Source organism: Salmonella sp. NW884, from assembly GCF_051700745.1.
In the GTDB taxonomy this organism is placed as follows: Bacteria; Pseudomonadota; Gammaproteobacteria; order Enterobacterales; family Enterobacteriaceae; genus Salmonella; species Salmonella enterica.
In genome coordinates, this window is the sequence record NZ_JAMMDE010000001.1 from 434946 (window position 1) to 459431 (window position 24486).

The 24486-nt window shown below is 52.3% G+C and carries 24 protein-coding genes; 9 read left to right on the plus strand and 15 right to left on the minus strand.

Translation table 11 applies throughout. The features are described from left to right. Positions 1 to 219 precede the first annotated feature (219 nt). The 3 genes from pfkB (at position 220) to NA197_RS02200 (ending at position 2506) form a co-directional block, all read left to right on the plus strand. Positions 220 to 1152, plus strand: a complete 933-nt coding sequence (pfkB, locus tag NA197_RS02190; protein WP_064043046.1) for a 6-phosphofructokinase II — start codon at positions 220 to 222, stop codon at positions 1150 to 1152. Between the two features lie 96 nt (positions 1153 to 1248). Next, positions 1249 to 1539 (plus strand): type V toxin-antitoxin system endoribonuclease antitoxin GhoS, encoded by a 291-nt coding sequence (gene ghoS, locus NA197_RS02195; RefSeq protein WP_000146133.1) that lies wholly within the window; start codon positions 1249 to 1251, stop codon positions 1537 to 1539. 106 nt (positions 1540 to 1645) lie between these two features. Continuing rightward, positions 1646 to 2506: a fructosamine kinase family protein gene (locus tag NA197_RS02200; protein WP_000267686.1), complete on the plus strand. Its 861-nt coding sequence runs from the start codon at positions 1646 to 1648 to the stop codon at positions 2504 to 2506. A 42-nt stretch (positions 2507 to 2548) separates the two neighbouring features. On the opposite strand, the gene NA197_RS02205 is transcribed toward NA197_RS02200, so the two are convergent. Then, complete coding sequence (locus tag NA197_RS02205; RefSeq protein ID WP_000222158.1) at positions 2549 to 3085, minus strand: YniB family protein; 537 nt, start codon at positions 3083 to 3085, stop codon at positions 2549 to 2551. Positions 3086 to 3233: 148 nt separating this feature from the next. On the opposite strand from NA197_RS02205, the gene hxpB reads away from it, so the two are divergent. From hxpB to tcyP, 3 genes are all read left to right on the plus strand, one after another. Continuing rightward, on the plus strand, positions 3234 to 3902 hold the full coding sequence (hxpB, locus tag NA197_RS02210; RefSeq protein WP_064000644.1) for a hexitol phosphatase HxpB: 669 nt from the start codon (positions 3234 to 3236) through the stop codon (positions 3900 to 3902). A 137-nt stretch (positions 3903 to 4039) separates the two neighbouring features. Then, positions 4040 to 4639, plus strand: coding sequence for a metal-dependent hydrolase (locus tag NA197_RS02215; RefSeq protein WP_000505804.1), 600 nt, complete (start codon positions 4040 to 4042; stop codon positions 4637 to 4639). Between the two features lie 136 nt (positions 4640 to 4775). After that, positions 4776 to 6167: a cystine/sulfocysteine:cation symporter gene (gene tcyP, locus NA197_RS02220; RefSeq protein WP_001010662.1), complete on the plus strand. Its 1392-nt coding sequence runs from the start codon at positions 4776 to 4778 to the stop codon at positions 6165 to 6167. A 102-nt stretch (positions 6168 to 6269) separates the two neighbouring features. Here tcyP and cedA read toward each other — a convergent pair whose 3' ends face one another. Next, positions 6270 to 6512 carry a cell division activator CedA gene (gene cedA, locus NA197_RS02225; protein WP_000977510.1) on the minus strand — a complete coding sequence of 81 codons (243 nt, stop codon included), beginning with the start codon at positions 6510 to 6512 and terminating at the stop codon, positions 6270 to 6272. A gap of 364 nt (positions 6513 to 6876) precedes the next feature. Between cedA and katE the strand changes: the two genes are divergently transcribed. Continuing rightward, entirely contained in the window at positions 6877 to 9129 is a 2253-nt protein-coding gene (katE, locus tag NA197_RS02230) for a catalase HPII (protein WP_064043584.1), read from the plus strand. 43 nt (positions 9130 to 9172) lie between these two features. Here katE and chbG read toward each other — a convergent pair whose 3' ends face one another. The 7 genes from chbG to osmE all read right to left on the minus strand — a co-directional run bounded on the left by chbG (position 9173) and on the right by osmE (position 15078). Then, positions 9173 to 9931, minus strand: a complete 759-nt coding sequence (gene chbG / locus NA197_RS02235; protein WP_000442730.1) for a chitin disaccharide deacetylase — start codon at positions 9929 to 9931, stop codon at positions 9173 to 9175. A gap of 12 nt (positions 9932 to 9943) precedes the next feature. After that, positions 9944 to 11299 carry a 6-phospho-beta-glucosidase gene (locus NA197_RS02240; protein WP_000078778.1) on the minus strand — a complete coding sequence of 452 codons (1356 nt, stop codon included), beginning with the start codon at positions 11297 to 11299 and terminating at the stop codon, positions 9944 to 9946. A gap of 124 nt (positions 11300 to 11423) precedes the next feature. Further along, on the minus strand, positions 11424 to 12266 hold the full coding sequence (gene chbR, locus NA197_RS02245) for a transcriptional regulator ChbR (RefSeq protein ID WP_000983393.1): 843 nt from the start codon (positions 12264 to 12266) through the stop codon (positions 11424 to 11426). Between the two features lie 10 nt (positions 12267 to 12276). Continuing rightward, the gene (gene chbA, locus NA197_RS02250) at positions 12277 to 12624 is read right to left on the minus strand and encodes a PTS N,N'-diacetylchitobiose transporter subunit IIA (RefSeq protein WP_000459883.1); all 348 of its coding nucleotides are present in this window, start codon (positions 12622 to 12624) and stop codon (positions 12277 to 12279) included. 50 nt (positions 12625 to 12674) lie between these two features. Continuing rightward, positions 12675 to 14033 (minus strand): PTS N,N'-diacetylchitobiose transporter subunit IIC, encoded by a 1359-nt coding sequence (gene chbC / locus NA197_RS02255; RefSeq protein WP_000073063.1) that lies wholly within the window; start codon positions 14031 to 14033, stop codon positions 12675 to 12677. Between the two features lie 82 nt (positions 14034 to 14115). Continuing rightward, the gene (chbB, locus tag NA197_RS02260) at positions 14116 to 14436 is read right to left on the minus strand and encodes a PTS N,N'-diacetylchitobiose transporter subunit IIB (RefSeq protein WP_000412161.1); all 321 of its coding nucleotides are present in this window, start codon (positions 14434 to 14436) and stop codon (positions 14116 to 14118) included. A gap of 300 nt (positions 14437 to 14736) precedes the next feature. After that, positions 14737 to 15078, minus strand: a complete 342-nt coding sequence (gene osmE, locus NA197_RS02265) for an osmotically-inducible lipoprotein OsmE (RefSeq protein WP_001039301.1) — start codon at positions 15076 to 15078, stop codon at positions 14737 to 14739. 218 nt (positions 15079 to 15296) lie between these two features. Here osmE and nadE point away from each other — a divergent pair, with 218 nt between their 5' ends. After that, on the plus strand, positions 15297 to 16124 hold the full coding sequence (gene nadE / locus NA197_RS02270; protein WP_000174984.1) for an ammonia-dependent NAD(+) synthetase: 828 nt from the start codon (positions 15297 to 15299) through the stop codon (positions 16122 to 16124). 120 nt (positions 16125 to 16244) lie between these two features. Next, on the plus strand, positions 16245 to 17126 hold the full coding sequence (gene cho / locus NA197_RS02275) for an excinuclease Cho (protein ID WP_001518228.1): 882 nt from the start codon (positions 16245 to 16247) through the stop codon (positions 17124 to 17126). 74 nt (positions 17127 to 17200) lie between these two features. Here the strand turns inward: cho and spy are convergent, their stop codons facing one another. The 6 genes from spy to astC all read right to left on the minus strand — a co-directional run bounded on the left by spy (position 17201) and on the right by astC (position 24049). Further along, the gene (gene spy, locus NA197_RS02280; protein WP_001229001.1) at positions 17201 to 17686 is read right to left on the minus strand and encodes an ATP-independent periplasmic protein-refolding chaperone Spy; all 486 of its coding nucleotides are present in this window, start codon (positions 17684 to 17686) and stop codon (positions 17201 to 17203) included. A gap of 335 nt (positions 17687 to 18021) precedes the next feature. Next, positions 18022 to 18990, minus strand: coding sequence for a succinylglutamate desuccinylase (gene astE, locus NA197_RS02285; RefSeq protein WP_045900106.1), 969 nt, complete (start codon positions 18988 to 18990; stop codon positions 18022 to 18024). Continuing rightward, positions 18983 to 20326 (minus strand): N-succinylarginine dihydrolase, encoded by a 1344-nt coding sequence (gene astB, locus NA197_RS02290; protein WP_045900105.1) that lies wholly within the window; start codon positions 20324 to 20326, stop codon positions 18983 to 18985. The genes astE and astB overlap by 8 nt, the downstream gene beginning before the upstream one ends. After that, positions 20323 to 21801, minus strand: a complete 1479-nt coding sequence (gene astD, locus NA197_RS02295; protein ID WP_064043582.1) for a succinylglutamate-semialdehyde dehydrogenase — start codon at positions 21799 to 21801, stop codon at positions 20323 to 20325. The genes astB and astD overlap by 4 nt, the downstream gene beginning before the upstream one ends. Beyond that, positions 21798 to 22832, minus strand: a complete 1035-nt coding sequence (astA, locus tag NA197_RS02300; protein ID WP_001263889.1) for an arginine N-succinyltransferase — start codon at positions 22830 to 22832, stop codon at positions 21798 to 21800. Before astA ends, astD begins: the two co-directional genes overlap by 4 nt. After that, complete coding sequence (gene astC / locus NA197_RS02305) at positions 22823 to 24049, minus strand: succinylornithine/acetylornithine transaminase (protein ID WP_000059506.1); 1227 nt, start codon at positions 24047 to 24049, stop codon at positions 22823 to 22825. The genes astA and astC overlap by 10 nt, the downstream gene beginning before the upstream one ends. Positions 24050 to 24486: the final 437 nt, after the last annotated feature.

The window sequence follows — 24486 nt, forward strand, 5'->3', positions numbered from 1 at the left end:
AAACGCCCCTGGAAAGGTAGCGAATTATAAGAAGCCCCGAATAACATAGCAATCAATTACTATTTCATTTTTTGAATAAGAACCCTCCCGAAGCATTCATTTATTTATATAACTTTACATCGTACTTCTTTAAATAAAGATCCGGAAAATCATATTGTTAATTCCTTCACTTTCCGGAGATTAAGTGCCAGACTGAAATCAGCCTAACAGGAGGTAACGATGGTACGTATCTATACGTTGACGCTTGCGCCCTCTCTCGATAGCGCAACAATCACGCCGCAAATTTATCCCGAAGGTAAACTGCGGTGCTCCGCGCCGGTATTCGAACCCGGCGGCGGGGGTATTAATGTCGCTCGCGCCATTGCGCATCTTGGCGGCGCCGCGACCGCCATTTTCCCGGCTGGCGGCGCTACCGGCGAACATCTGGTCGCACTACTGGCTGACGAAAATGTCCCCGTGTCTACCGTCGATGCGAAGGACTGGACGCGTCAGAACCTGCACGTCCACGTCGAGTCCAGCGGCGAACAGTATCGTTTTGTTATGCCCGGCGCCACGCTGGACGATGACGAATTTCGCCAGCTTGAAGAACAGGTACTGGAAATTGAATCCGGGGCAATTCTGGTTATCAGCGGCAGCCTTCCGCCCGGCGTTAAGGTCGAGAAACTCACGCAACTGATTTCCGCCGCGCAGAAGCAAGGCATTCGCTGCATTATTGATAGCTCTGGCGAGGCGCTCACCGCCGCGCTGGCGCTTGGCGATATCGAACTGGTAAAACCTAACCTGAAAGAATTGAGCGCGTTGGTCAATCGCGATCTGACGCAGCCTGATGATGTGCGTAAAGCTGCCCAGGAATTAGTGCAAAGCGGCAAAGCTCGCCGGGTAGTGGTCTCTCTGGGGCCGCAAGGGGCGCTGGGCATAGACAGTGAGAATTGCATCCAGGTTGTTCCTCCCCCGGTGAAAAGTCAAAGTACCGTCGGCGCAGGCGACAGTATGGTGGGCGCGATGACGTTAAAACTGGCGCAAGACGCGTCGCTGGAAGAGATGGTGCGCTTCGGTGTGGCGGCAGGCAGCGCCGCTACGCTCAATCAAGGTACGCGTCTGTGTTCCCGTGACGATACCCAAAAAATATACGCCTATCTTTCCGCGCAATAATCGTATCCCCCTCGGCGAGGGGGATACCGGAAAATCGGTTAACGGGCGGCGCATCCGCCGCTGTTAAAAACACAGTTGCTCCCAACGAGGTGAACGATGGCCAGTGGCGATATTACCCGTTATGTTATTACCGTAACCTTCCATGAAGATTCCCTGACCGAGATTAACGAACTCAATAACCATCTGACGCGTAGCGGTTTTTTGCTGACATTAACGGACGATGAAGGGAATGTGCATGAGCTCGGCACCAATACGTTTGGCTTTGTTAGCGCTCAGAGCGCTGATGAAATCAAAGCGCTTGTCGCCGGACTTGCGAAAAGCGCGTTAGATAAGGATGTCGACATTACCGTGGCGACCTGGGAGGCGTGGAGTAAAAACGCACAATAAGTGCCATTCCCGCCGCGGCGCGTCCGCGATGTGCGTTAGTTCGTATTTTTCAACCGCATTTTTGCGCTAACCTTATGATCTGGCAGACAACGTGGGGAGAGACATTATGTGGCAAGCTATCAGTCGTCTTTTAAGCGAGCAAGTCGGTGAAGGCGAAATCGAACTGCGTAATGAACTGCCAGGCGGAGAAGTTCATGCCGCATGGCATTTACGTTATGCAGGCCATGATTTTTTCGTGAAGTGCGATGAACGAGAAATGCTCCGCGGTTTTACCGCAGAAGCCGATCAGCTGGAGCTGCTCTCCCGCAGTAAAACCGTTGTTGTGCCTAAGGTATGGGCGGTAGGTTCGGATCGGGATTACAGCTTTTTAGTCATGGACTACCTCTCGCCCCGCCCGCTGGATGCCCATAATGCGTTTATTCTTGGGCAACAGCTGGCGCGCCTGCACCAATGGAGCGACCAACCTCAATTCGGCCTCGATTTTGATAACGCGCTCTCTACCACGCCGCAGCCGAATACCTGGCAACGCCGTTGGTCGACTTTTTTCGCCGAACAGCGCATTGGCTGGCAGCTTGAACTCGCCGCGGAAAAAGGCATTACCTTTGGTAATATTGACGCCATTGTTGAACATGTTCAGCAACGTCTGGCGTCGCATCAACCGCAGCCTTCTCTTTTGCATGGCGATCTATGGTCGGCGAACTGCGCGCTTGGCCCTGACGGCCCCTATATCTTCGATCCAGCCTGCTATTGGGGCGACAGAGAATGCGATCTGGCGATGCTGCCGCTGCATACCGATCAGCCACCGCAGATTTATGACGGCTATCAGTCCGTTTCGCCGCTACCGCTGGATTTTCTCGACAGGCAGCCGATTTACCAGCTCTACACCCTGCTTAATCGGGCAAGGCTGTTTGGCGGTCAGCACCTGGCTACTGCGCAAAAAGCGATGGATCGGCTGCTTGCGGTATAGGTACAGCCCATGCCGGATACGGGCTATCCGGCATTTTTCAGTTTACATGAAACCTAACAAGGAAAAGAAAAAGTAGCCGAGCACGATAATAATGACCGGCAAAATATAGAGCGGGAAAAACTGTAAAAAGATGGTATGGTGCGGCACCACGATACGTGACTCTATCTGCTCACGCGTTAGCCCTTCCGCGCCTTTTGCTTTTTCCAGGATCAACTGATCTTCCACGCCTTCACGCAAAAAACGTGACTGGCGGCTCATTCTGGCGCCGGAATCCTGCATCGCCAGCCCGACAAAAATCAGAATAAAAATGAGCCAGAAACCGATATTCAGGCTTCCCTGAAAATTCGGCGTCGGCGAGTTGTACCAAAAAACATTCAGAAACGGCGTATTCACGCGCATCATGTCTATCATTACGTGGGTAAAATCCAGCATTACCGCATTTATCCCCTCCTGCTTTTCACTGTGCGCATACATAAATTTAAGGACTGAGATGAGCGTGGAAAGCAGTGCCGGAATAAAAATAACCCACCCTACAACTCTTTTTAGGATTGCAATGCGTCCAGCTTGTTGATACGTCATGAGTTCCCCTTGATAAAGACGCGTCGTTTTGGCCTAAGTCTACCTGTTGATTCCCGTTTTCGCCTGATCTTTAAGGGCGATATACTAAGAACATGGTCATAATGAACGCTTAATTTGTTATTTTTTAATCTCAACAGGAGAGGTTGTGATGTCAACCCCACGCCAAATTCTTGCTGCAATTTTCGATATGGATGGACTACTGATCGATTCCGAACCGCTCTGGGATCGCGCTGAACTGGACGTGATGGCAAGTTTAGGCGTAGATATTACTCGGCGCCATGAACTGCCAGACACGCTTGGGCTACGCATTGATATGGTTGTCGATCTCTGGTTTGCGCAGCAACCGTGGAGCGGCCCCGATCGCCAGGAAGTGACAAACCGTGTTATTGCCCGCGCGATTACGCTTATCGAAGAGACGCGCCCTCTTTTGCCGGGTGTGCGCGAGGCCGTGGCGCTGTGTAAAGCGCAGGGGCTATTAGTGGGGCTTGCCTCGGCATCGCCGCTGCATATGCTGGAAAAAGTGCTCACCATGTTCGAACTGCGCGACAGTTTTGACGCGCTGGCCTCTGCGGAAAAATTGCCCTACAGCAAACCGCATCCGCAGGTCTATCTGGATTGTGCGGCCAAATTAGGCGTTGATCCATTAACCTGCGTGGCGCTGGAAGATTCGGTGAATGGTTTAATCGCGGCAAAGGCGGCGCGAATGCGCGCCATTGTGGTGCCAGCAGAAGAAAACCAGCATGATCCGCGCTTTGCGCTGGCGAATGTCAAACTTAACTCGCTGGCAGAGCTGACGACGGCGCATCTACTCGGTTAAGATGTTTCCGAAACAAAGTCAACGGGCAATTAGCCGCTGAGCCAGACGGCAAGCGGCTTTGACAGAGACAAAGAGTTACAACGTCACCACTTCCGCCTACTGTATAAAAACCCTATACTGTATGAATTGACAGTTTAATGGGTTTTATCATGACGGCGGAAGGACATCTTCTTTTTTCTATAGCCAGCGCGGTTTTCGCCAAGAATGCCGAGTTAACGCCCGTCCTTGCGCACGGCGACTGGTGGCATATTATTCCTTCGGCTATTTTGACCTGTCTGCTGCCGGATATCGACCACCCCAAATCTTTTCTTGGCCAGCGCCTGAAATGGGTATCGAAACCGATCGCCCGCGCGTTCGGTCACCGGGGGTTTACCCATAGTCTGCTGGCGGTCTTTGCCCTACTGGCGACCTTTTATCTCAAGGTACCGGATACGTGGATTATCCCGGCGGATGCGCTGCAAGGCATGGTACTCGGCTATTTAAGCCATATCGTCGCGGATATGCTCACCCCCGCAGGCGTTCCCTTACTGTGGCCGTGCCGCTGGCGTTTCCGCCTGCCTATTCTGGCGCCGCGCAAAGGCAATCAACTGGAGCGATTTTTATGTATGGCGTTGTTTGCCTGGGCGGTGTGGATGCCACAGTCCATGCCGGAAAACAACGTCATACGCTGGTCTTCGCAGATGATCACTATCCTGCAAATGCAGTTCAATCGTTTTATAAATCACCAGATTGATTAGTAAATCAACGCCAAAGTCATTTTTGGTATAAACCATTCCATTTGAATATAAGAGCCAGCTCACAGTTCTGCTAATCTTGCGCGAACAGAATCGCTAAAACACAGCGCTTCATAATAAAAAAATCAGGAGAACGGGGATGAATTTTCCATTAATCGCGAACATTGCGGTGTTCGTCATTCTGCTGTTTGTACTGGCGCAGGCCCGTCATAAACAGTGGAGTCTGGCTAAAAAAGTGCTTGTCGGCCTTGTGATGGGCGTGGTCTTTGGTCTGGCCCTGCACACCATTTATGGCGCTGACAGTCAGGTGTTAAAAGACTCCATTCAGTGGTTCAATATTGTCGGCAACGGTTATGTGCAATTGCTACAAATGATTGTGATGCCGCTGGTATTCGCCTCTATTTTAAGCGCCGTGGCACGACTGCATAACGCCTCTCAATTGGGGAAAATCAGTTTTCTGACTATCGGCACGCTGCTATTTACTACCCTTATCGCAGCGCTGGTGGGCGTGCTGGTCACCAATCTGTTCGGACTGACGGCGGAAGGTCTGGTTCAGGGCGGCGCGGAAACCGCGCGTCTGAATGCCATTGAGACGAGCTATGTCGGCAAAGTGGCCGATCTCAGCGTGCCGCAACTGGTGCTGTCTTTTGTACCGAAAAATCCGTTTGCGGATCTGACTGGCGCAAATCCTACGTCTATTATCAGCGTGGTGATTTTCGCCGCATTCCTGGGCGTGGCCGCGCTTAAACTGCTGAAAGATGATGCGCCAAAAGGCGAGCGTGTGCTTGTTGCTATCGATACCCTGCAAAGCTGGGTGATGAAGCTGGTGCGTCTGGTGATGCAACTTACGCCTTACGGCGTACTGGCGCTGATGACGAAAGTGGTTGCCGGCTCTAATCTGCAGGACATCATTAAGCTTGGAAGCTTCGTGGTAGCGTCATATCTTGGTCTGGCGATAATGTTTGTGGTTCACGGCATACTATTGGGCGTGAACGGGATTAGCCCGCTGAAATATTTCCGCAAGGTGTGGCCGGTGCTGACATTTGCCTTTACCAGCCGTTCCAGCGCCGCCTCCATTCCACTTAATGTCGAAGCGCAAACCCGCCGCCTGGGCGTGCCGGAGTCCATCGCCAGCTTTGCTGCCTCTTTTGGCGCGACCATCGGCCAAAACGGTTGTGCCGGTCTTTATCCTGCGATGTTGGCGGTAATGGTTGCGCCGACGGTCGGCATCAACCCCTTAGACCCCGTATGGATAGCCACGCTGGTGGGTATCGTTACCGTAAGTTCGGCGGGTGTTGCCGGCGTTGGCGGCGGCGCGACCTTCGCCGCGCTGATTGTGCTGCCTGCCATGGGCTTACCGGTCACGCTGGTCGCGCTGTTAATCTCCGTCGAACCGTTGATTGATATGGGCCGTACCGCACTGAACGTGAGTGGCTCAATGACCGCGGGTACGCTGACCAGCCAGTGGCTGAAGCAGACCGATAAAACCATTCTCGATAGTGAAGAAGACGCTGAACTGGCGCATCGATAATACATTATCGGGAGTTCACATCGTCTGAGACACGACGATCGGCAACTCAAAATGTCTGCCACTAAAAACGCCGGTCTCCAGTACCGGCGTTTTGTTTTTTTCTTAGTCAGCGATTTCGTTTTCCTGGCGAACCTGATTCGCCCAACGCTGCGCCGATTCTGGCACGCTAAAGGCGGGCGACCGTTGAAATGACTCCCCCGTCAGAACAAAGGCAACATATTTACCGCGCAGTATCCAGACGTCGCGAAACGTATCCATTTTTATCGCATGTTCCGGCGGCGCGGGTTCAACACGCGGAATATAGCTAATAATCTGGCGATTTTGCTGGCGAAGAGGTTTCATCATTAATGCTTCACTAAAAGAGGCTAAGAGCCTATCCCATTAGGGCTATTTTACTTGCCATTTTGGTCCTGGGCAGTGCTCAAAATCCTCACGTACTACGTGTACGCTCCGGTTTTTGCGCGCTGTCCGTGTCCAAACTGGCTGCGCCAATAACGCCTACTGGGATAGGCTCTAAGGCTAAAAATCAGAAAAACACTATTTTAGCCGATCTTCGCCCCCGACGTCCTGTTCCGCGCGTGCGATTTCCCTGTTATACCCTGTCTGCCGTTCCGCTCTCCCCCAGCATAATTGCTGAAATGTTCTATAGTTAGAGTGATTTTGACTACTACCACGCCCATTTCAGTGATGAAAGCAGGAGACGAGTTCAATGTCGCATAATGAAAAATCCCCCCATCAGTCCCCCGTGCATGATACCCGTGAATCACAGCCCGGCCTGGACTCCCTGGCTCCGTCAGACGGTTCACATCGCCCCACGCCAGAACCGACGCCGCCGGGCGCGCAACCGACGGCCCCCGGCAGCTTAAAAGCGCCCGAGACCGCGAATGATAAGCTCACCGCCCTCGACGCCTTTCGTAAAGGCAGCGAAAATTATGCGCTGACCACCAATCAGGGCGTGCGCATCGCCGACGATCAAAATTCTCTTCGCGCCGGCAGCCGTGGCCCTACGCTGTTGGAAGATTTTATCCTGCGCGAGAAAATTACCCACTTTGACCATGAGCGTATCCCGGAGAGGATCGTTCACGCCCGCGGATCTGCAGCGCACGGTTATTTCCAGCCATATAAAGACCTGAGCGACATCACGAAAGCCGCGTTTCTGCGCGATCCACAGAAAATTACCCCGGTCTTTGTTCGCTTTTCGACAGTACAGGGCGGCGCGGGGTCTGCTGATACCGTACGTGATATCCGCGGTTTTGCGACCAAATTTTATACCGAAGAGGGAATTTTCGATCTCGTCGGTAATAACACGCCGATCTTTTTTATCCAGGATGCGCATAAGTTTCCGGATTTTGTGCACGCCGTTAAGCCCGAACCACATTGGGCTATTCCGCAAGGGCAGAGCGCGCACGACACCTTCTGGGACTATGTTTCCTTACAGCCTGAGACGCTGCACAACGTCATGTGGGCAATGTCGGATCGCGGTATTCCACGGAGTTATCGGACGATGGAAGGGTTCGGCATCCACACCTTCCGTCTGATCAATGCACAAGGGAAAGCGACCTTTGTCCGTTTCCACTGGAAACCGTTGGCAGGTAAAGCCTCACTGGTGTGGGATGAGTCACAAAAACTGACCGGTCGCGATCCGGATTTTCACCGCCGGGATCTGTGGGAGGCCATCGAAGCGGGCGATTTCCCGGAATACGAGCTGGGCCTACAACTCATTGCCGAAGAGGATGAATTTAAATTCGATTTTGATCTGCTCGATCCGACCAAACTGATTCCGGAAGAGTTGGTGCCAGTACAACGCGTCGGCAAAATGGTGTTAAACCGTAATCCGGATAACTTTTTCGCTGAAAACGAACAGGCGGCATTTCATCCAGGGCATATCGTTCCCGGCATTGATTTTACCAACGATCCGCTGTTACAGGGGCGTCTGTTCTCTTATACCGACACGCAAATCAGTCGTCTGGGCGGGCCAAACTTCCACGAAATTCCGATTAACCGCCCTACCTGCCCCTACCATAACTTCCAGCGTGACGGTATGCACCGGATGGATATCGACACCAATCCGGCGAACTATGAACCAAACTCCATTAATGACAACTGGCCACGCGAAACGCCGCCAGCGCCAAAACGCGGCGGCTTCGAATCATACCAGGAACGCGTGGATGGCAATAAAATCCGCGAACGCAGCCCCTCTTTCGGTGAATATTACGCGCATCCTCGCCTGTTCTGGCTCAGCCAGACGCCGATAGAGCAGCAGCATATTATTGACGCGTTCAGCTTTGAGCTGGGTAAAGTAGCCCGCGCGTATATTCGGGAGCGGGTGGTCGATCAGTTAGCGCATATTGATGTCACGCTGGCTCAGGGCGTCGCGCATAATCTCGGTTTTGCACTCACCCATGAGCAAACGCAAATTGCCCCGCCTCCTGATGTCAACGGTCTGAAAAAAGATCCGGCGCTCAGCCTGTATGCGGTGCCGGACGGCGATGTTAAAGGCCGAGTGGTCGCTATTCTGCTGAACGACAAGGTTAACGCCGCCGAACTGTTGACCATTTTGCAGGCTTTAAAAGCCAAAGGCGTCCACGCAAAACTGCTCTATTCACGGATGGGTGAAGTAACGGCTGATGACGGTTCAACATTAACTATTGCGGCAACCTTTGCCGGCGCGCCGTCGCTAACGGTCGATGCGGTAATAGTACCGTGCGGCAATATTGCCGATATCGAGAGTTGCGGCGATGCCCGTTACTACCTTCTGGAAGCCTACAAACATCTGAAGCCCATCGCACTGGCAGGCGACGCCCGACGGTTTAAGGCGCTTTTAAACATTGATAGCCAGGGGGAAGAAGGACTTGTTGAGGCAGATAACGTTGACCACCACTTTATGGACACTCTGCTGACGCTGATGGCGGCACACCGTGTCTGGTCGCGTGCGGGGAAAATTAACGCGATTCCTGCATAAACAGCAAAAAATGCGGCGCATTCTTGCGCCGCAAACTCAGGAGCTAAATATCAAGAAAACTGCCAGGACGATATCCACGTTCCGCAATCGCTGCCTTGAGTGACGCAGACGTCAACACCTCCAGTTCAGTTAAGCGGGGGTAACAATAGGCGCTCTGGCGAATAATGTTGTCCACAAACGCCGGATGACACATCACCTCCAGAGAGGCCTCTCCTCGATGCGCCGAGGCATCCAGAATGCGTAAAAAGCACGCTTCGGTGATCTCCTCGCCGTAAAATTCACTACTAAATCCTTGAGTGCTGCGCAAATCCGACGGCAGATCGTCGGCGTTCAACACCGTCTGGCGGTCAATACGTAACGCAATCCCGCGCTGCGCCGCAAAGCGGGCGACGATGGGGAAAATTTGCGGGAACATATGCACATGATGGTGACTGTCGAGATGCGTTGGCTCGCGGCCAAATACGTCGATGAAACGCTGATACTGACACGCCAGTTCATGCGCAATTTCATCCAGCGGAAGCGTATCCTCCTCCGCCATTTGCCAGATCCATTTCCCCAACAGGCCGTCTCGCGTCAGGCCCGGCATCTCTGACACCGGTTTGCCTAACGTCAAAACAAAATGCATTCCCACCCCAAGCGCAGGCAGCTCGCGGCTAAGCTGCGCCGCATGGTCAATAGCCTCGCCATTGACCAGCGCCGTCGTGGAGGTCACAACGCCGTTGCGATATGCTTCAACAATGCCGTAATTTTGCCCTTTACTCAGGCCAAAATCATCGGCATTCACAATCAACACGCGTTCCATAGCCTACCTCTGTCAGTGGTGCTTACCTTTAAGCGCTTCGATGCAAGCGGCAAAATTAGGCAGCCATTTTTCATGCGCCAGAATGAGTTCACGCGCCAAGACTTCTGCGTCGCGGTCGGAATGCACCAGCGGACTCAGGTTAAGCGCCAGCAGCACATCATTAAAGTTTCCGCTCAGCGCCGCATTGCTGGCCGCGACCTCAAATCCTTTAATAGTGTGGATAAGCCCCAGCACTTTTTCGTCAAAACGGGTGATACGCGGGTGCGGCGTCGCGCCATTGCGTCCCAGAATGCAGGTCATTTCCACCGCCCAGTCCGCCGGGATATTCTCGACATGCCCATGATGTGGAATATTAACGTAATGCTCAGTCTGCTTGTCATTATAAATAGCGTTAATGACTTCACAAGCGGCATCGGAATAATAAGCGCCGCCGCGTTGCTCAAGCTCTTTCGGCTTCACGTTTAGCTCAGGATTTTTGTACAAGTCGAAGAGTTGTTTCTCCACTTTTTGTACGACCTGAGCGCGCGCGCCGCCTTTGTAATATTCGCCCATTTCAATCGCCAACATCTCTTTTTGCTTGAAGTAATACAACAAATAAGAGCACGGCAGCATGTTCAGCGAGCGAATCAATCCTTCACTAAACGGCAGATCAAAGATATTTTTTACGGTTGACGCTTTCAACTGACCGGACGCCACGCCATCCAGTAATTCTGCGAACCGTGAGGTGCCATTCACCAGCACATCTTTAATAAAGACCATATGGTTTAGACCAAACAGGTCAATGGAAAGATCGTCATTCTCATTCAGCGCCAGCACGTCATGAATAAACATTTTCATGCCGACAGGAATATTACATACGCCGATGAATTTTTTAAAGTTGGTATGACGATAAACCGCTTCCGTCACCATCCCCGCCGGGTTAGTAAAGTTAATGACCCACGCATTCGGACATAATTCTTCAACATCCTTAATGATGTCAAAAATAACCGGAATGGTACGCAACCCTTTAAATAAACCGCCAGCGCCGTTGGTTTCTTGCCCCAGATAGCCGTGGCTAAGCGGGATACGCTCGTCCAGCTCACGGGCTTTGAGTTGACCAACGCGTAGCTGGGTAGTGACAAAATTAGCGTCTTTCAGCGCTTCCCGGCGATCCAGAGTTTTATACAATTTTAGCGGAACGCCTGCTTTATCAATCATTCGCTGGCAGAGATCATAAATAATGCCCAGCTTCTCTTTCCCGTCTTCAACGTCAACCAGCCATAATTCGGTGACAGGTAATTCATGGTAGCGCTTAATAAAGCCTTCAAGTAATTCAGGGGTGTAGCTGCTCCCGCCACCAATAGTGACGACTTTTAATTTCTGGCTCATAATATCTCCCTTCAGTGTATGACACTGATATGTATTACGCTATGCCCGCTCGTAAGAAATAGCGTGACGTTCCCCGCGCTATTGGGGCAAGCGTGAAATGTAACTAATCGAGCAATGTAAACCGTTACTCATTAATTTCCGTCAATCGCTTCCGATAACTATTCGGCGTGAATGAGGTCATCTTCTTAAACGTTTTAATAAACAGACTTGGACTGCTATACCCGGCTTCATAAGCAATATCCGTAACCGAATAGTTGGTCATTTCCAACTGTTTCTTGGCAAAATTAATGCGAATCTCATTAATGATTTGCATCGGCGTTTTGCTGTAATAACGTCGGGTGGCGCGCGTCAGATACTCCTGGGATTTTGCCGACAGGCGCACCATATTTTCCAGCGCATGTTCGCCAAACTGCGTTTTATCATGCATTATCTCCACGGTTGCTTTCAGCCATTGTGGAATATCATCATAAACCTGCTCTTCGCGGTAATGACGTAAGCGGTTTATAATATAAAATGTCACCACTTCGATAAATTCGTCGAGCCCATTGCCGCGAAAATTCAACGACGCAATCACCGTTTCAATATAGGTAAGGAAGGTGCTATTCGCCCTGTATACCTGCGATGCCACAAAACAAAACGGCAGTAACGGAAGATAATGCTGTTCAAAAAAACGTTTACTAATTCCTACGTTCAGAATACGCGTTGCGCCAAACTCATAGAAACTTTGGTGATTCGACCCCACCGGGATAAAAACAAAATCTCCACGTTCCAGCAGCACACGCTTCCCGTTAATCTCCTGGTAATAACGTCCGGTTAATACCAGGGTAAATTCATAATAGTCGTGCTGATGCAGCCCGGTGACGCTTTCCGTCTTGTTATAGATAAACACATGGAAATTTTTGCCATTGAAGAGCTGCTGCTCATAAACCGTTTTGATTTCCGTTGCGTTAACCTGTAGCTGCATCATCCGCCCCCTGTTATTTCAGTTTCTCATGGAGCTCAATCAACTCAGCGATCAGTTCACGAGCCAGCATTGAGGTCATCAAATGATCCTGAGCGTGAACCAGGACCAGACTGACTTTCATTTTGCCTTCGCCCTGATCGCCTTCGATGAGTTTTGTCTGCACAAGATGCGCTTCATTGAGCGCTATGCGCGACTGGTCCATCATCGCTTTCGCCGCCTCAAAATCGCCTTCTTTCGCTTTTCTGAGCGCGCCATATGCCAGGCTGCGCGCCTGACCAGAATTGATGATAAGCCCCATAACGACTTCTTCGAGTTCCTCAGCCGCTGTCTGGTTATCTACAACATTTTCAAGATCAAACATAGTCTTTCCTCTGATTCAGCCCGGCATGGCATCCCATGCCGACGCGGAGTTTAGAATTTCAGTGCGTTAGCGATATCTTCTTCGCTTTCTTCCTGCTCGATGGCGTTCTGCGCTTTGTTAGCCACCACCACGAAGGGGAGATAAATCAGGGTAGCGACCGCCAGGTTAAATAGCGCAACCAGCAACGCGGCGACACTGCCGTTGGTGTTAAAGAACGCCCCCAGCCCGGTTGGCATGGTCCACGGCGCAATATTGGTAATCGGCGGAATAATACCCAAATAGTAAGCCACCAGCGTAATCGCCGCCAGAATCGGCTGTACCAGAATGAAGGGGATAAACATCACCGGGTTCATAATAATCGGCAGGCCAAACAGGATGGGTTCGTTAATCTGGAAGATACCTGACGGCAGCGCCAGTTTTGCCACCTGGCGATAGTCCGCGCGACGGGATGCCAGGAAGATAGCGATGATCAGACCCAGCGTTGCGCCGCTACCACCGAGGAAGATATAAGAATCCAGCATCGGTTTCGCCCAGATATGGAACGTTTTACCGGCTTCCAGCGCCGCATCGACGGAGCCATACTGTTGGTAAATAGAGATGTTTTCCAGCGCCCAGGGCGTCATGATGCCGCTATCCAGCGCGGTCAGCGCCAGCGAACCATGAATACCAAAGAACCACAGCAGCGGTACAAAAATGACATATGCCCACCCTACCACGCTACCCAGCGATGCCAGCGGCGTAGAGATAGTGTCCATAATAATCTGATGGAAGTTAGAACCGTAATTAGACAGCGCCCAGGCAATAATCCCCATAATAGAGAGAATAATAAAGCCGGGAATTAATGCTGAGAATGAACGAGACACCGAAGCCGGTACGCTGTCCGGTAGTTTAATCACCCAGTTGCGCCGGACAATAAATGTAAACATCTCCGCGACCACCAGGCCAATAATAATACCGGAGATAATATTCGCGCCGCCCAGCCAGTTAGCGCCTACGGCATAGGCCTCGCCGACACTATACGGCGTTACGGTCATAAATGCCGCCACGGAGAGCAGTCCAGCGGCCAGCGCATCAACCTTGCGCTCTTCCGCCAGCGCCATGCCGATAAAAAATGGCGCCATGAGCGACATAATGCCCAATGTGCCGTTATAGACGTTCCCGCCGATGCCTTTCAATCCATTAAGTGTTTCAATGGTTGAGGCATCAAGCCGAATGCCCATGGAATAAAAAAACGACCCCTCCCCAAAGCTCAGGAAAACGTTATTAATTAATACAAACATCGCCCCCGCAAGGGTTAATGGCATTAAACGAATAAAGCCGTTCTTGATTGCATTAACGTGTGGCTGCTTTCCTATTTTTACAGCAAAAGGAAGGAGTACCTTTTCAAGTGAAGCAATAACGTTACTCATAGAAAAATACCCTTAAATACCGCAATAAAATATTGCGGTTAGTGTATGAAATAACTCTTTGACGGGAAAAATTAAAAAATAATTAATTCGCGGCGGCTTTTTTAATTGCCGCTACCGCAGCTTTAAGCACGCCTAAGCCATCTACCTTGCCGTACAACATTGAATCAATGACTTCTACCGGTTTACCGGGTAATAAACGCTGAATTTCGGGGAGCATATAAGCAATTTGCGGGCCTAATAACACGACGTCCGCTGCCGGGCCTTTTTCACCGGCCAGGGTTTCAGGGAATGCTTCAATAATCACCGGCACTTCATATTTTTCAGCCTGAGCGCGCATTTTTGATACCAGTAACGATGTTGACATGCCCGCAGAACAAAACAGATAAATGTGTTTCTTTTCCATAAAAACCTTCCTCATGTGCGATTATCTGTCAACCAGATACGCCGCAAGCCTCAACCTGCATCCATACTCTGGGCGACTTGCGTAACCGGATTTACTTTTTTAGGTGGCTGAAATGAGTATACGGGATCGGACCGCCGGATGGTATTTCCTTGACCCACTAAATTGTCTCTCATTGACCTGGCGTTATGACCCCCCTCACATTTCGGGCAAATAATTCGCGATAATAAATAAGGTTATGGCAGGCACAAAAAAACCGGCTCGCAGGCCGGTTTCCTTGAATGTTCAGGCAATGTACAGTTGTTACTGCTTCGGCGCCTGTGGGTCAGTGTCGTACTCCGCACAGGTCTGATAGCCGGAGTTAATCACGTGCCCGGTATCGTCCAGCGCAACAAAGTAGGTTTCCGCTTTACCATCACGTTGACCCAGGATGTAGGTCTGACAGGTACCACGCGCATGAATCATGCTCACTTCAGATGACGGTTTGCCCGCAATCTGCGCAACTTGCGCCCTGCTCATTCCTTTTTTAACATCTTTAACGACAGGCTCAACAAATTGGTCTTTTGTACGATCATACGCCGTACAGCCTGCCAGCATAGTCATTACCGCCGCTGCGCTTAAAATTCCTGCTACGTTTTTGTTCATTTTCCGTCCTCTTGTTTATCAGCGTGTTATGTAAGCCTGGAATACATCAGAATATTTTTCAAGCCGCGCCTCGCCACAAAAAGCCTTTCGGAAAATTCTCTAACGCAGCGACATGTTGTATTAAACACCGCTTAGCCCGCCAAACCTTGTTGTTTCAGCGGCGAAGGGTTAGCTTTAACAGGGTAAAGATTCATTTTTTTAATGTCGAAGGGGGTTAAATGACTCTGCAGCAAGAGATAATCCAGGCGCTTGGCGCGAAACCGCATATCAACCCTGAAGAAGAAATTCGCCGCAGCGTGGATTTTCTTAAAGCGTACCTGAAAACCTATCCCTTTTTGAAATCGCTGGTGTTAGGCATCAGCGGCGGGCAGGATTCGACGCTGGCCGGGAAACTCAGCCAGATGGCTATCGCCGAATTGCGGGAAGAGACCGGTGATAATGCGCTGCAGTTTATCGCCGTTCGTCTGCCTTATGGCGTGCAGGCCGATGAACAGGATTGCCAGGACGCCATTGCTTTTATTCAGCCGGACAGAGTACTCACCGTCAATATTAAAGGCGCCGTCCTCGCCAGCGAACAGGCGCTGCGCGAAGCGGGAATTGAGCTGAGCGATTTTGTTCGCGGCAATGAAAAAGCGCGTGAGCGAATGAAAGCGCAATATAGCATCGCCGGTATGACTCACGGCGTCGTGGTGGGCACCGACCATGCGGCGGAAGCGATAACCGGGTTCTTCACCAAATATGGCGATGGCGGTACCGATATTAACCCACTTCATCGCCTTAACAAACGCCAGGGCAAACAGCTTCTCGCAGCGCTGGGCTGTCCTGAGCATCTGTATAAAAAAGTCCCCACCGCCGATTTGGAAGACGACCGCCCTTCACTGCCTGATGAAGCCGCGCTGGGCGTAACGTATGACAATATTGACGATTACCTGGAAGGCAAAACGCTGGACTCCACCATCGCTAAAACTATCGAAGGCTGGTATGTAAAAACTGAACATAAGCGCCGTTTGCCGATTACGGTATTCGACGACTTTTGGAAAAAGTAAGCGTACTTCTACTGTTGTGCCGGATATCGCTCGTCTATCCGGCCTCCTCTCTTCCCAGCCTCTTTTTTAATCACCCATCCGCTGTTATACTGGATGAATAACCAGTTAACGGAGATCACTGTGGTACGGCGTCAATCAGCCCCCCGCCTTGAGTTTGAAGCGGCGGCCATTTACGAATATCCAGAACATTTACGTCCTTTCCTCAGCGAAGCGCCAGCCTTACCGGGCGTCTATATATTTCATAGCGAAAGCGATACGCTGCCACTTTATATCGGTAAAAGCGTAAATATTCGCAGCCGGGTGCTCTCACATCTGCGAACGCCTGACGAGGCCGCTATGCTGCGACAGGCGCGGCGGATAAGCTGGATCTGCACCGCTGGGGAAATGGGCGCGTTGCTGCTGGAGGCGCGACTGATCAAAGAACAACAGCCGCTGTTTAACAAGCGGTTACGGCGTAATCGCCAGCTTTGCTCTCTACAGTTGAGCGAACAAAAGATTGAGGTCGTTTCCGCCCGCAGCGTCGATTTTTCCCATGAGCCGAACCTGTTTGGGCTCTTCGCCAACCGTCGGGCAGCGCTGCAAAGCTTACAGAACCTCGCCGATGAACAAAAATTGTGTTATGGCCTGCTGGGGCTTGAACCGGTAAGCCGTGGGCGCGCCTGTTTTCGTTTCGCGCTGAAGCGCTGCGCTGGCGCGTGTTGTGGGCAAGAAACCCCGCAGGCGCATTTTCTTCGTCTGCAGGCCTCGCTGGAACGGTTACGTGTGGTTTGCTGGCCCTGGAAAGGCGCTATCGCGTTAAAAGAGAGCCGCCCACAAATGACCCAGTTCCACATTATTAACAACTGGTTATGGCTGGGGGCGGTACCCTCGCTGGATGAGGCCGCCACCCTGGTGCGTACCCCTGCGGGCTTTGATCAGGATGGCTATAAAATTCTCTGTAAACCACTAATGTCAGGTCAATATGAGATCATTGAACTGCACACCGACTGTCGCCAGTCATAAAGAAAACCGCCGATCCTGTCCACCTCAACGATTGTGTTGTCGACAAGACCGGCGGTCTTAAATTATGCGGAAAGTTATTCTGCCGCAGCAGGCATTTTACCTTCTTGCGCCGGGCGTTCTGTCAGACGCTTCTCAAAATTAGCGTTATATTGCTTTTTCTGCTCCGGTGTCAGAACGTTATAAATTTTATTCTGGGTTTCCATATGCGCCAGCATATTGGCCTTGCGCTGCGCTTCCATTTTCGTAATTTGCGCTTCGGCTTTGGCTTTATCGAAGGTATCGCTGGCGATAATATCATGCATGGCGCGACGCTCTTCCAGCGGCGGACGTTTCATTTGCTCGCGCTGCGCTTTCATAATGTCGCGAATTTGTTGCTTCTGTGCGTCCGTCAGGTTCAGGTTTTTAAACATCATATCGTGATGTGGGCCAAATTTACCTTTATGCTGCATCATTGGCTTCGCATCCGCTGGCGCGGCGGTGGTAGTCTCAGCGGCATGAGCGAGATTCGCAGCACCCATCGCCAGGGTAGAGGCAACAAATAGAGCAGTCAGTTTACGCATATTTCCATCCTTCCTTTCAGTTATTTTTACGGCATATTTAAAACAGCGCCGTGTTGTCGTGATTAACTTTAACCGTCTTAGCGTCAATTAGTCAGAACAACGGTAAAACAATGAAAGTATAAAAAACACTTTTTCGCCAATTGTGAAGAAAAAAAGAATAAATTGCGCAGAGTTGAAAGAGAAATATACAACAGCATGATATAGCAGAAATTATGCAGAACTATAACTCAGCAACGCTTATTAATAAAGCAATTCTCCAGGAATAATCCGTAATAGCATGAAAATGTGTCCCAAATCATCCCTGTAACCCTAACGTAAGCTTACAGGGACGTTTATCAGGGCAGTCTTTCCAGCATTAATCCAGCCCGCAATCCGCAGGCGACAGAGGGATTAGGAAAGAGAACATATTCAACGTCATGAGTCACCGTTACGCGCTTATCCCCCTCCTCGGCCAGCAACGTTCCCTTCGCAAAGGCAGTAAAATTCAGCGTTTGCGCATCCATATAAAGCGCGAACTTATCGCTGTGACGCGTGATTTGCGACACCACCCGATAGCGTAGCGGCGGCGAAAACGAGGTTGACGTTTCGACACCGCTCAGCAGCGCCGACAACGCCTGCGAGGTTACATTGAACTGCGTCAGATCGTTTTGCCCAAACGGCAACGCCTTTCCCAACTCCAGCGTACAGGAAAGCGCGCCGAAATGTTCAGAGCTAAAGTGCGTAAACGTACCGCCGGGCGCCTGATGAAATACCAACGCCTCCAGTCCTGCCGCGCCCAGCCACGCCAGAAAATCGGTCTCCCACGGGCGGTCGCGCTGCGGCAATACGCCAAAACGCAAATGATGCGAGCCACGAATGGCGGTATGCAGATCCAGATGCCAGCGTACCCGCGTCTGGCCAGATGAAAAGAAGGTATCCAGACTTAGCTCCAGCTCACGCGCCCGCCGCGTTTCATCGCTTTCGGCAAAGGACTGCCAACGCCCGCCAAACATACGGTTCATATCGCTGTGACAATAGCGTATTCCCGCCGCCAGCGCCTGCGGATTGCCGAGTACCACCAGCACTCGCCACGTTAACGTCAAGCTGCCTGAATACAGCGCCGACAGCAGCTTATCCAGCATCTCGACCGGCGCGGTTTCATTGCCGTGTATCCCCGCAGAAAGAATTAACGCGCGGTCGACCGGCGCATCGGGCGTGAGTTCAAGCAGACCATGGCCTAACCAGCGCCAGCGAAAACCCGCGCCCTTCCCCTGCCTCACCCGTGGTGTCGTGCCGCTTAGCGTCAACGCCAGAAAGTTATCCATCAGCCGCCCCCGTTTGCTGGAAAGGATAAACCGACCCCAAATCCAGCAGACGCGTTAACACATCCAGCGCCTCCCGGCCTTCTCGCAATAATAACGGATCGGCCAGATCGGCAGCGGTCAGGCGATCGCGATAATAACGATCCGCCCACGCGTTAAGGGCCGTAAACAGAGCGTCATTCATCATTACCGCTGGATTCACCGCCCGTCGTTCTTCTTCTGTTAACACCACGCGTAATCGCAGACAGGCCGGGCCGCCGCCGTTGGCCATACTTTCTCGCAAATCAAACACCTGCATCGCGCTGATGGGGTTATCCTCCGCCACCAGCTTATTCAGATAGCGCCAGACGCCGACATGATCCTGACATTCCCGCGGCAACACTAACAGCATTGAGCCGTCGTCACGGCTTAACAACTGACTATTAAACAGGTAGGTCGCCACAGCATCTGATACAGAAACCTCTCCGGCGGGCACCTCTATCGCCATAAAACCGTCAACGCGCGTACGCAACTGATTAATGAGCACTTTCTGCCGGGCAAACGCCGCTTCGTGACAAAACAATACCTGTCGATTCGAAACGGCGATGACATCATTATGGAATACGCCTTGATCGATGACCTCCGGGTTCTGCTGAGCGAAGATAACCTGTTGCGGATTCACCTGATTAAGACGCGCCACGGCCTCGCTGGCTTCGCGGCTCTGGCGCGCCGGATAACGAGCGGGTCGTATTTCATTCTCCTCTTCGCGCCCATAGACAAAAAGCTGCACGCCTGCCGAACCATACTCGCCGCCAAGACGGTTATGATTCGCCGCGCCTTCATCTCCCAATAATGCGACCTGCGGTAACGCGCTATGCACTGAAAACTGGTTTTCATCGCGAAATATGGCGCGTAGCAGCGCTTCGGTCACAGGCGCCTCAAGAGCGCGATGAAATTTATTGTTTAAATTCGCCACCGTCAGGTGGACTTTCCCGTCCAGCGCGTCTGCCGATGGGCAAACCGTCGCCGCATTCGCAACCCACATTGGCGACGCGGAACTCACGCTGGAAAGCCAGCGTGGCGCCTGACGCGCAACCTTATCCAGAATCTGCTCATCGCTACCCGTGAAGCCGAGCTGACGCAACGCCGGAATAAAAGGTCGCTCATGCGGCGGGATCACCGCCTGGGGAAAGCCGGCATCCGCCAGAGCCTTCATCTTTAGCAGCCCCTGTTTTACCGCCAGACGAGGATTCGACACCTGAAAACGGTGGCGGGTCGATGCCTCATTGCCGAAGGATAGCCCGGCATAATGGTGCGTAAGCCCCACCAGCCCGTCAAAATTAACTTCATGCGCCGTCATACCGCCTCCCTGCGAGAAAAGTCGAGGCCGGGGCTTAATGTCGCAGGCAACGTCAGTTCGGGAGATTCCAGACTGGCCATCGGCCAGGCGCAATAATCGGCGGCATACCAGGCGCTGGGCCGATGGTTGCCAGACGCGCCGACACCACCAAACGGCGCAGTACTCGCTGCCCCGGTGAGCGGTTTATTCCAGTTAACGATCCCTGCCCGCGCCTCCAGCAAGAGCTGTTCGAACTGCGCGCGATCCGTCGACACCAGCCCACACGACAGACCAAAACGGGTATTATTCGCCAGACGAATCGCCTCATCGAAATGCGCATAACGCCAGACGTTCAGCAGCGGACCAAACACCTCTTCATCCGGCACATCCGCGACGCCCGTCAGCTCAATGATGCCAGGCGTCAGCAGAGAGGTTCCCTCTTTGACCTTCCGCGGCGCCAGTAACGTGCGCCCGCCTAATGCCTCTCGTTGACGCCAGGCCTCCATCACATGCTGTGCCGCCTGCGCTGAAATCAGTCCGCCGATAAACGGCTGCGGATCGTCGTCCCATCTGCCGGGCTGCAGACGTCCGGCGATGTCAACCAGCCGCGCCAGAAATGCATCTCCCTGCGCACCCTGTTTTACCAGAAGGCGTCGCGCGCAGGTACAGCGCTGTCCGGCGGTAATAAACGCCGATTGCAGCGTCAGATGTACCGCCGCATCTATATTTGCCGCATCCTCAATAATGAGCGGGTTGTTTCCGCCCATTTCAAGGGCCAGGATTTTTTCCGGCTGGCCGGATAGCTGGCGATGAAGCTGATATCCGGTACTGGCGCTGCCGGTAAACAGCAGTCCGTCGAGATCGTCGAGCGAACTTAGCGCTTGTCCGGTCTCCCGGCCGCCCTGCACCAGATTAAGAACGCCTGCCGGTAGCCCCGCCCGTTCCCAGAGTTTTATTACCGTTTCCCCGGTCCATGGCGTTAGCTCGCTAGGTTTGAAGATCAGCGTATTGCCTGCCAGCAACGCGGGCACAATATGGCCATTCGGTAAATGGCCGGGAAAGTTATAAGGGCCGAATACCGCCAGCACACCGTGAGGACGATGGCGCAACGTCGCGGCGCCATCGACAAGTTCGCTTTTTTGTGCACCTGTTCTGGCGTGGTAAGCCTTAATCGAGATGGCAATCTTATTGATCATCGCCGTCACTTCCGTCGCCGCCTCCCAGCGCGGTTTACCGGTTTCACGCGCGATGACCTCCGTGAGATCGGCTTTATGCGCCTCCAGCAGGGCGGCAAATTTCTCTACGATAGCCTGTCGTGCCGCAAAAGGCTGTCTGGCCCAACAAGGAAACGCCGCGCGCGCCGCCTGACAGGCCTCGGCGACCTGTGCCGCATTAGCGTCATTCCCCTGCCAAAGTATCTCCGCACTCACCGGATTCGTTTTGCGGCGGCGTTCGCCCTGACCGGTTATCCAGTCGCCGTTTATCCATAGCGTCATACGGTTTTCTCCTCAGCGCAAAGGCGTACCAGCCGAACGTGGTCGCCCGCGCGACATTTCAGCGCATCCAACTGCGCTGCGGTAAGTACAAGTCGTGAAGTCTGCGGATCGGCACGCACCAGCGCGGCCCGAAAGTGGTGATAGTTTTCATTGGCGACCAGACATGCCGGATAGTCGCCAGGCGCGGGTTGCCCTTCCGCGACTTCCACCAGTCGGCTTTTACGAATGGCCCGCACGCGGTCAATATCACACTCCAGCGTCGGCCCACCGTCGAAGATGTCGATATAGTGGCGATAGCGAAAACCTTCCTTTTCCAGCACCGCGCGGGCTGGCGCCGTTTGCGGGTGGACTTCGCCAATCACGGCCTGTGCCTCTTCAGATAAGAAGTGGGTATAAATAGGATGTTTGGGCATCAGCTCGGCGATAAACGCTTTTTGCCCGGTACCGCATAAAAAATCCGCCCGGCTGAAATCCATAGAAAAAAAGCGTTTGCCGAGACTTTGCCAGAAGGGAGAATAACCGTGCTCGTCAATGACGCCGCGCATTTCCGCCACCACTTTCTCATTGAATTTATCGCGAAACGCGGCCATAAACATAAAGCGCGATTTTGACAACAGGTAGCCGTTACCCTCTTTACGCCATTCGGGATCGAGAAACAGCGTGCAAAGCTCACTGCTGCCAGTGTGATCATTACTCAGGAATAATGTTGGCAACGCGTTATATACATTCAGCTCTTTGGAGGCATGAACCAGCGTACCGACACGATAGTTATACCAGGGGTCGTTAAGGCCGACCGCGACCTCAATGGCGCAGATCCCGCCGACCTCACCCGTTTCACTGTCTTCGAGAACGAATACATACCCTTGTTCGCCTTTTGGCAGCTCGCCGGACCAGGTTTTTAGCGCGCGTTCAATGCGGGCCGCCAGCGTCGCTTCATTTGCCGGTAGCGAGGTTAAGCCGCCGCCCGTTTTGCCTGCAAGCTGCATCAGCGCGGCGATATCCGCATGTTCGACAGGACGAATCACCCGCATGATGCGCCTCCCGTCTGAAGGCGTTCGCACGCCAGGGCAAAACGATCAAGCCCGGTGGCTATCTCCTCGTCGCTAACATTTAACGCTGGCGCAAAACGCACCACGTCGCCGCCGGCGATGAGCACCATCACGCCTGCTTTTGCCGCTTCCTGGGCGATGAGTTTGGCTTTTCCGGCAAACTCCGTCTGTAGCACACAGCCAAGCAGTAGCCCCAGCCCGCGAATTTCACTGAACATGCCAAAACGTACATTAATGGTATTTAGACGTTCAATAAACGCATCGTGGCGCTGTCTGACGCCGTTTTGCATCTCCGGCGTATTGATGATATCCAGTACTTTTCCGGCAACTGCCGTCGCCAGCGGATTACCGCCGTAGGTGGTGCCATGCGTGCCTGGCGTCATGACGCTGGCATAGTCTTGCGTAGTCAGCATCGCGCCGATCGGGAAGCCGCCGCCCAACGCTTTAGCGGTCGTCAGGATATCGGGCGTAACGCCATAATGCATATATGCATACAGTTCGCCGGTACGTCCGACGCCCGTCTGCACCTCATCAAAAATCAGTAACGCCTGATGCCGGTCGCACAATTCACGCAGCCCCTGCAAAAAAGCTTTCGTGGCGGGGATCACGCCGCCCTCGCCCTGCACCGGTTCTACGATCACGGCGCAGGTATTGTCATCAATTAGCGCGCTGGCGGAGTTCAGATCGTTATAGGCTGCATGACGAATATCCGGCGGCAGCGGCGCAAAGTCCTGTGAATAGGTCGGTTGACCGCCAGCGCTGACGGTAAAGAGCGTGCGACCATGGAACGCGTTTTTAAAGGCCACAATGCCGCTTTTATGATTGCCGACACGATCGTGGGCATATTTGCGCGCCAGTTTTAATGCTGCTTCATTTGCTTCAGCGCCTGAATTACAAAAGAAAACGCGTTCGGCGAAGGTCGCGTCGATCAGTTTTTTCGCCAGTCGCAGCGCCGGTTCATTGGTGTAACCGTTCCCGGTATGCCAGAAGCGATTCGCCTGTTCATTTAACGCCTCGCGCAGCGCCGGATGCGCATGTCCCAATGCGTTGACCGCGATCCCGCCAGCAAAATCAATGTACTCTTTCCCCTGCTGATCCCACAGGCGTGAGCCTTCTCCGCGTACAGGAATAAAAGGCGCGGGAACATATACCGGCACCATCCATTCATCAAAGTTTTCGCGCGTAACTGACAGAGACATAGCGACCTCTTTTGGTAAAAATAAAGTTATTTATATGTTAATTAATATGAGTGTTTGCGCTGTAAATGTAGATTGCAGCATTCGCGCCAGCCAGCGTTAACATTGCATAAACAGAAGTGATAAACGGTAAATCAATGGGTTACAGCGTAGCGATATTCACTTTTACTGCATGAAAAGTGAATATTTCCGCATAATCGGTGGCTAAAAAGAGGAAAAAGCGAAATATTATTCAGTTGCCAAATATAATTCTGGAATTGTGATCTTATACGAAATTTACTGGAAATTACCGCCCCGTTCTGGCGCATCTGCACGCAAACTGTGCCATTTTCGCGCTATAGAAAACACCATACGCTTCCATTGGCCGAATCTGACGATGAGTGGCAGTCACCCGGTAAAATTTCTGTTACCATCCCAACACGATTCACCTTGCAAAGTGG

Coding starts and splice junctions, on each gene's coding strand:
- pfkB (WP_064043046.1), top strand. CDS start 220: ATGGTACGTATCTATACGTTGACGCTTGCGCCCTCTCTCGATAGCGCA.
- ghoS (WP_000146133.1), top strand. CDS start 1,249: ATGGCCAGTGGCGATATTACCCGTTATGTTATTACCGTAACCTTCCAT.
- NA197_RS02200 (WP_000267686.1), top strand. CDS start 1,646: ATGTGGCAAGCTATCAGTCGTCTTTTAAGCGAGCAAGTCGGTGAAGGC.
- NA197_RS02205 (WP_000222158.1), bottom strand. CDS start 3,085: ATGACGTATCAACAAGCTGGACGCATTGCAATCCTAAAAAGAGTTGTA.
- hxpB (WP_064000644.1), top strand. CDS start 3,234: ATGTCAACCCCACGCCAAATTCTTGCTGCAATTTTCGATATGGATGGA.
- NA197_RS02215 (WP_000505804.1), top strand. CDS start 4,040: ATGGGTTTTATCATGACGGCGGAAGGACATCTTCTTTTTTCTATAGCC.
- tcyP (WP_001010662.1), top strand. CDS start 4,776: ATGAATTTTCCATTAATCGCGAACATTGCGGTGTTCGTCATTCTGCTG.
- cedA (WP_000977510.1), bottom strand. CDS start 6,512: ATGATGAAACCTCTTCGCCAGCAAAATCGCCAGATTATTAGCTATATT.
- katE (WP_064043584.1), top strand. CDS start 6,877: ATGTCGCATAATGAAAAATCCCCCCATCAGTCCCCCGTGCATGATACC.
- chbG (WP_000442730.1), bottom strand. CDS start 9,931: ATGGAACGCGTGTTGATTGTGAATGCCGATGATTTTGGCCTGAGTAAA.
- NA197_RS02240 (WP_000078778.1), bottom strand. CDS start 11,299: ATGAGCCAGAAATTAAAAGTCGTCACTATTGGTGGCGGGAGCAGCTAC.
- chbR (WP_000983393.1), bottom strand. CDS start 12,266: ATGATGCAGCTACAGGTTAACGCAACGGAAATCAAAACGGTTTATGAG.
- chbA (WP_000459883.1), bottom strand. CDS start 12,624: ATGTTTGATCTTGAAAATGTTGTAGATAACCAGACAGCGGCTGAGGAA.
- chbC (WP_000073063.1), bottom strand. CDS start 14,033: ATGAGTAACGTTATTGCTTCACTTGAAAAGGTACTCCTTCCTTTTGCT.
- chbB (WP_000412161.1), bottom strand. CDS start 14,436: ATGGAAAAGAAACACATTTATCTGTTTTGTTCTGCGGGCATGTCAACA.
- osmE (WP_001039301.1), bottom strand. CDS start 15,078: ATGAACAAAAACGTAGCAGGAATTTTAAGCGCAGCGGCGGTAATGACT.
- nadE (WP_000174984.1), top strand. CDS start 15,297: ATGACTCTGCAGCAAGAGATAATCCAGGCGCTTGGCGCGAAACCGCAT.
- spy (WP_001229001.1), bottom strand. CDS start 17,686: ATGCGTAAACTGACTGCTCTATTTGTTGCCTCTACCCTGGCGATGGGT.
- astE (WP_045900106.1), bottom strand. CDS start 18,990: ATGGATAACTTTCTGGCGTTGACGCTAAGCGGCACGACACCACGGGTG.
- astB (WP_045900105.1), bottom strand. CDS start 20,326: ATGACGGCGCATGAAGTTAATTTTGACGGGCTGGTGGGGCTTACGCAC.
- astD (WP_064043582.1), bottom strand. CDS start 21,801: ATGACGCTATGGATAAACGGCGACTGGATAACCGGTCAGGGCGAACGC.
- astA (WP_001263889.1), bottom strand. CDS start 22,832: ATGCGGGTGATTCGTCCTGTCGAACATGCGGATATCGCCGCGCTGATG.
- astC (WP_000059506.1), bottom strand. CDS start 24,049: ATGTCTCTGTCAGTTACGCGCGAAAACTTTGATGAATGGATGGTGCCG.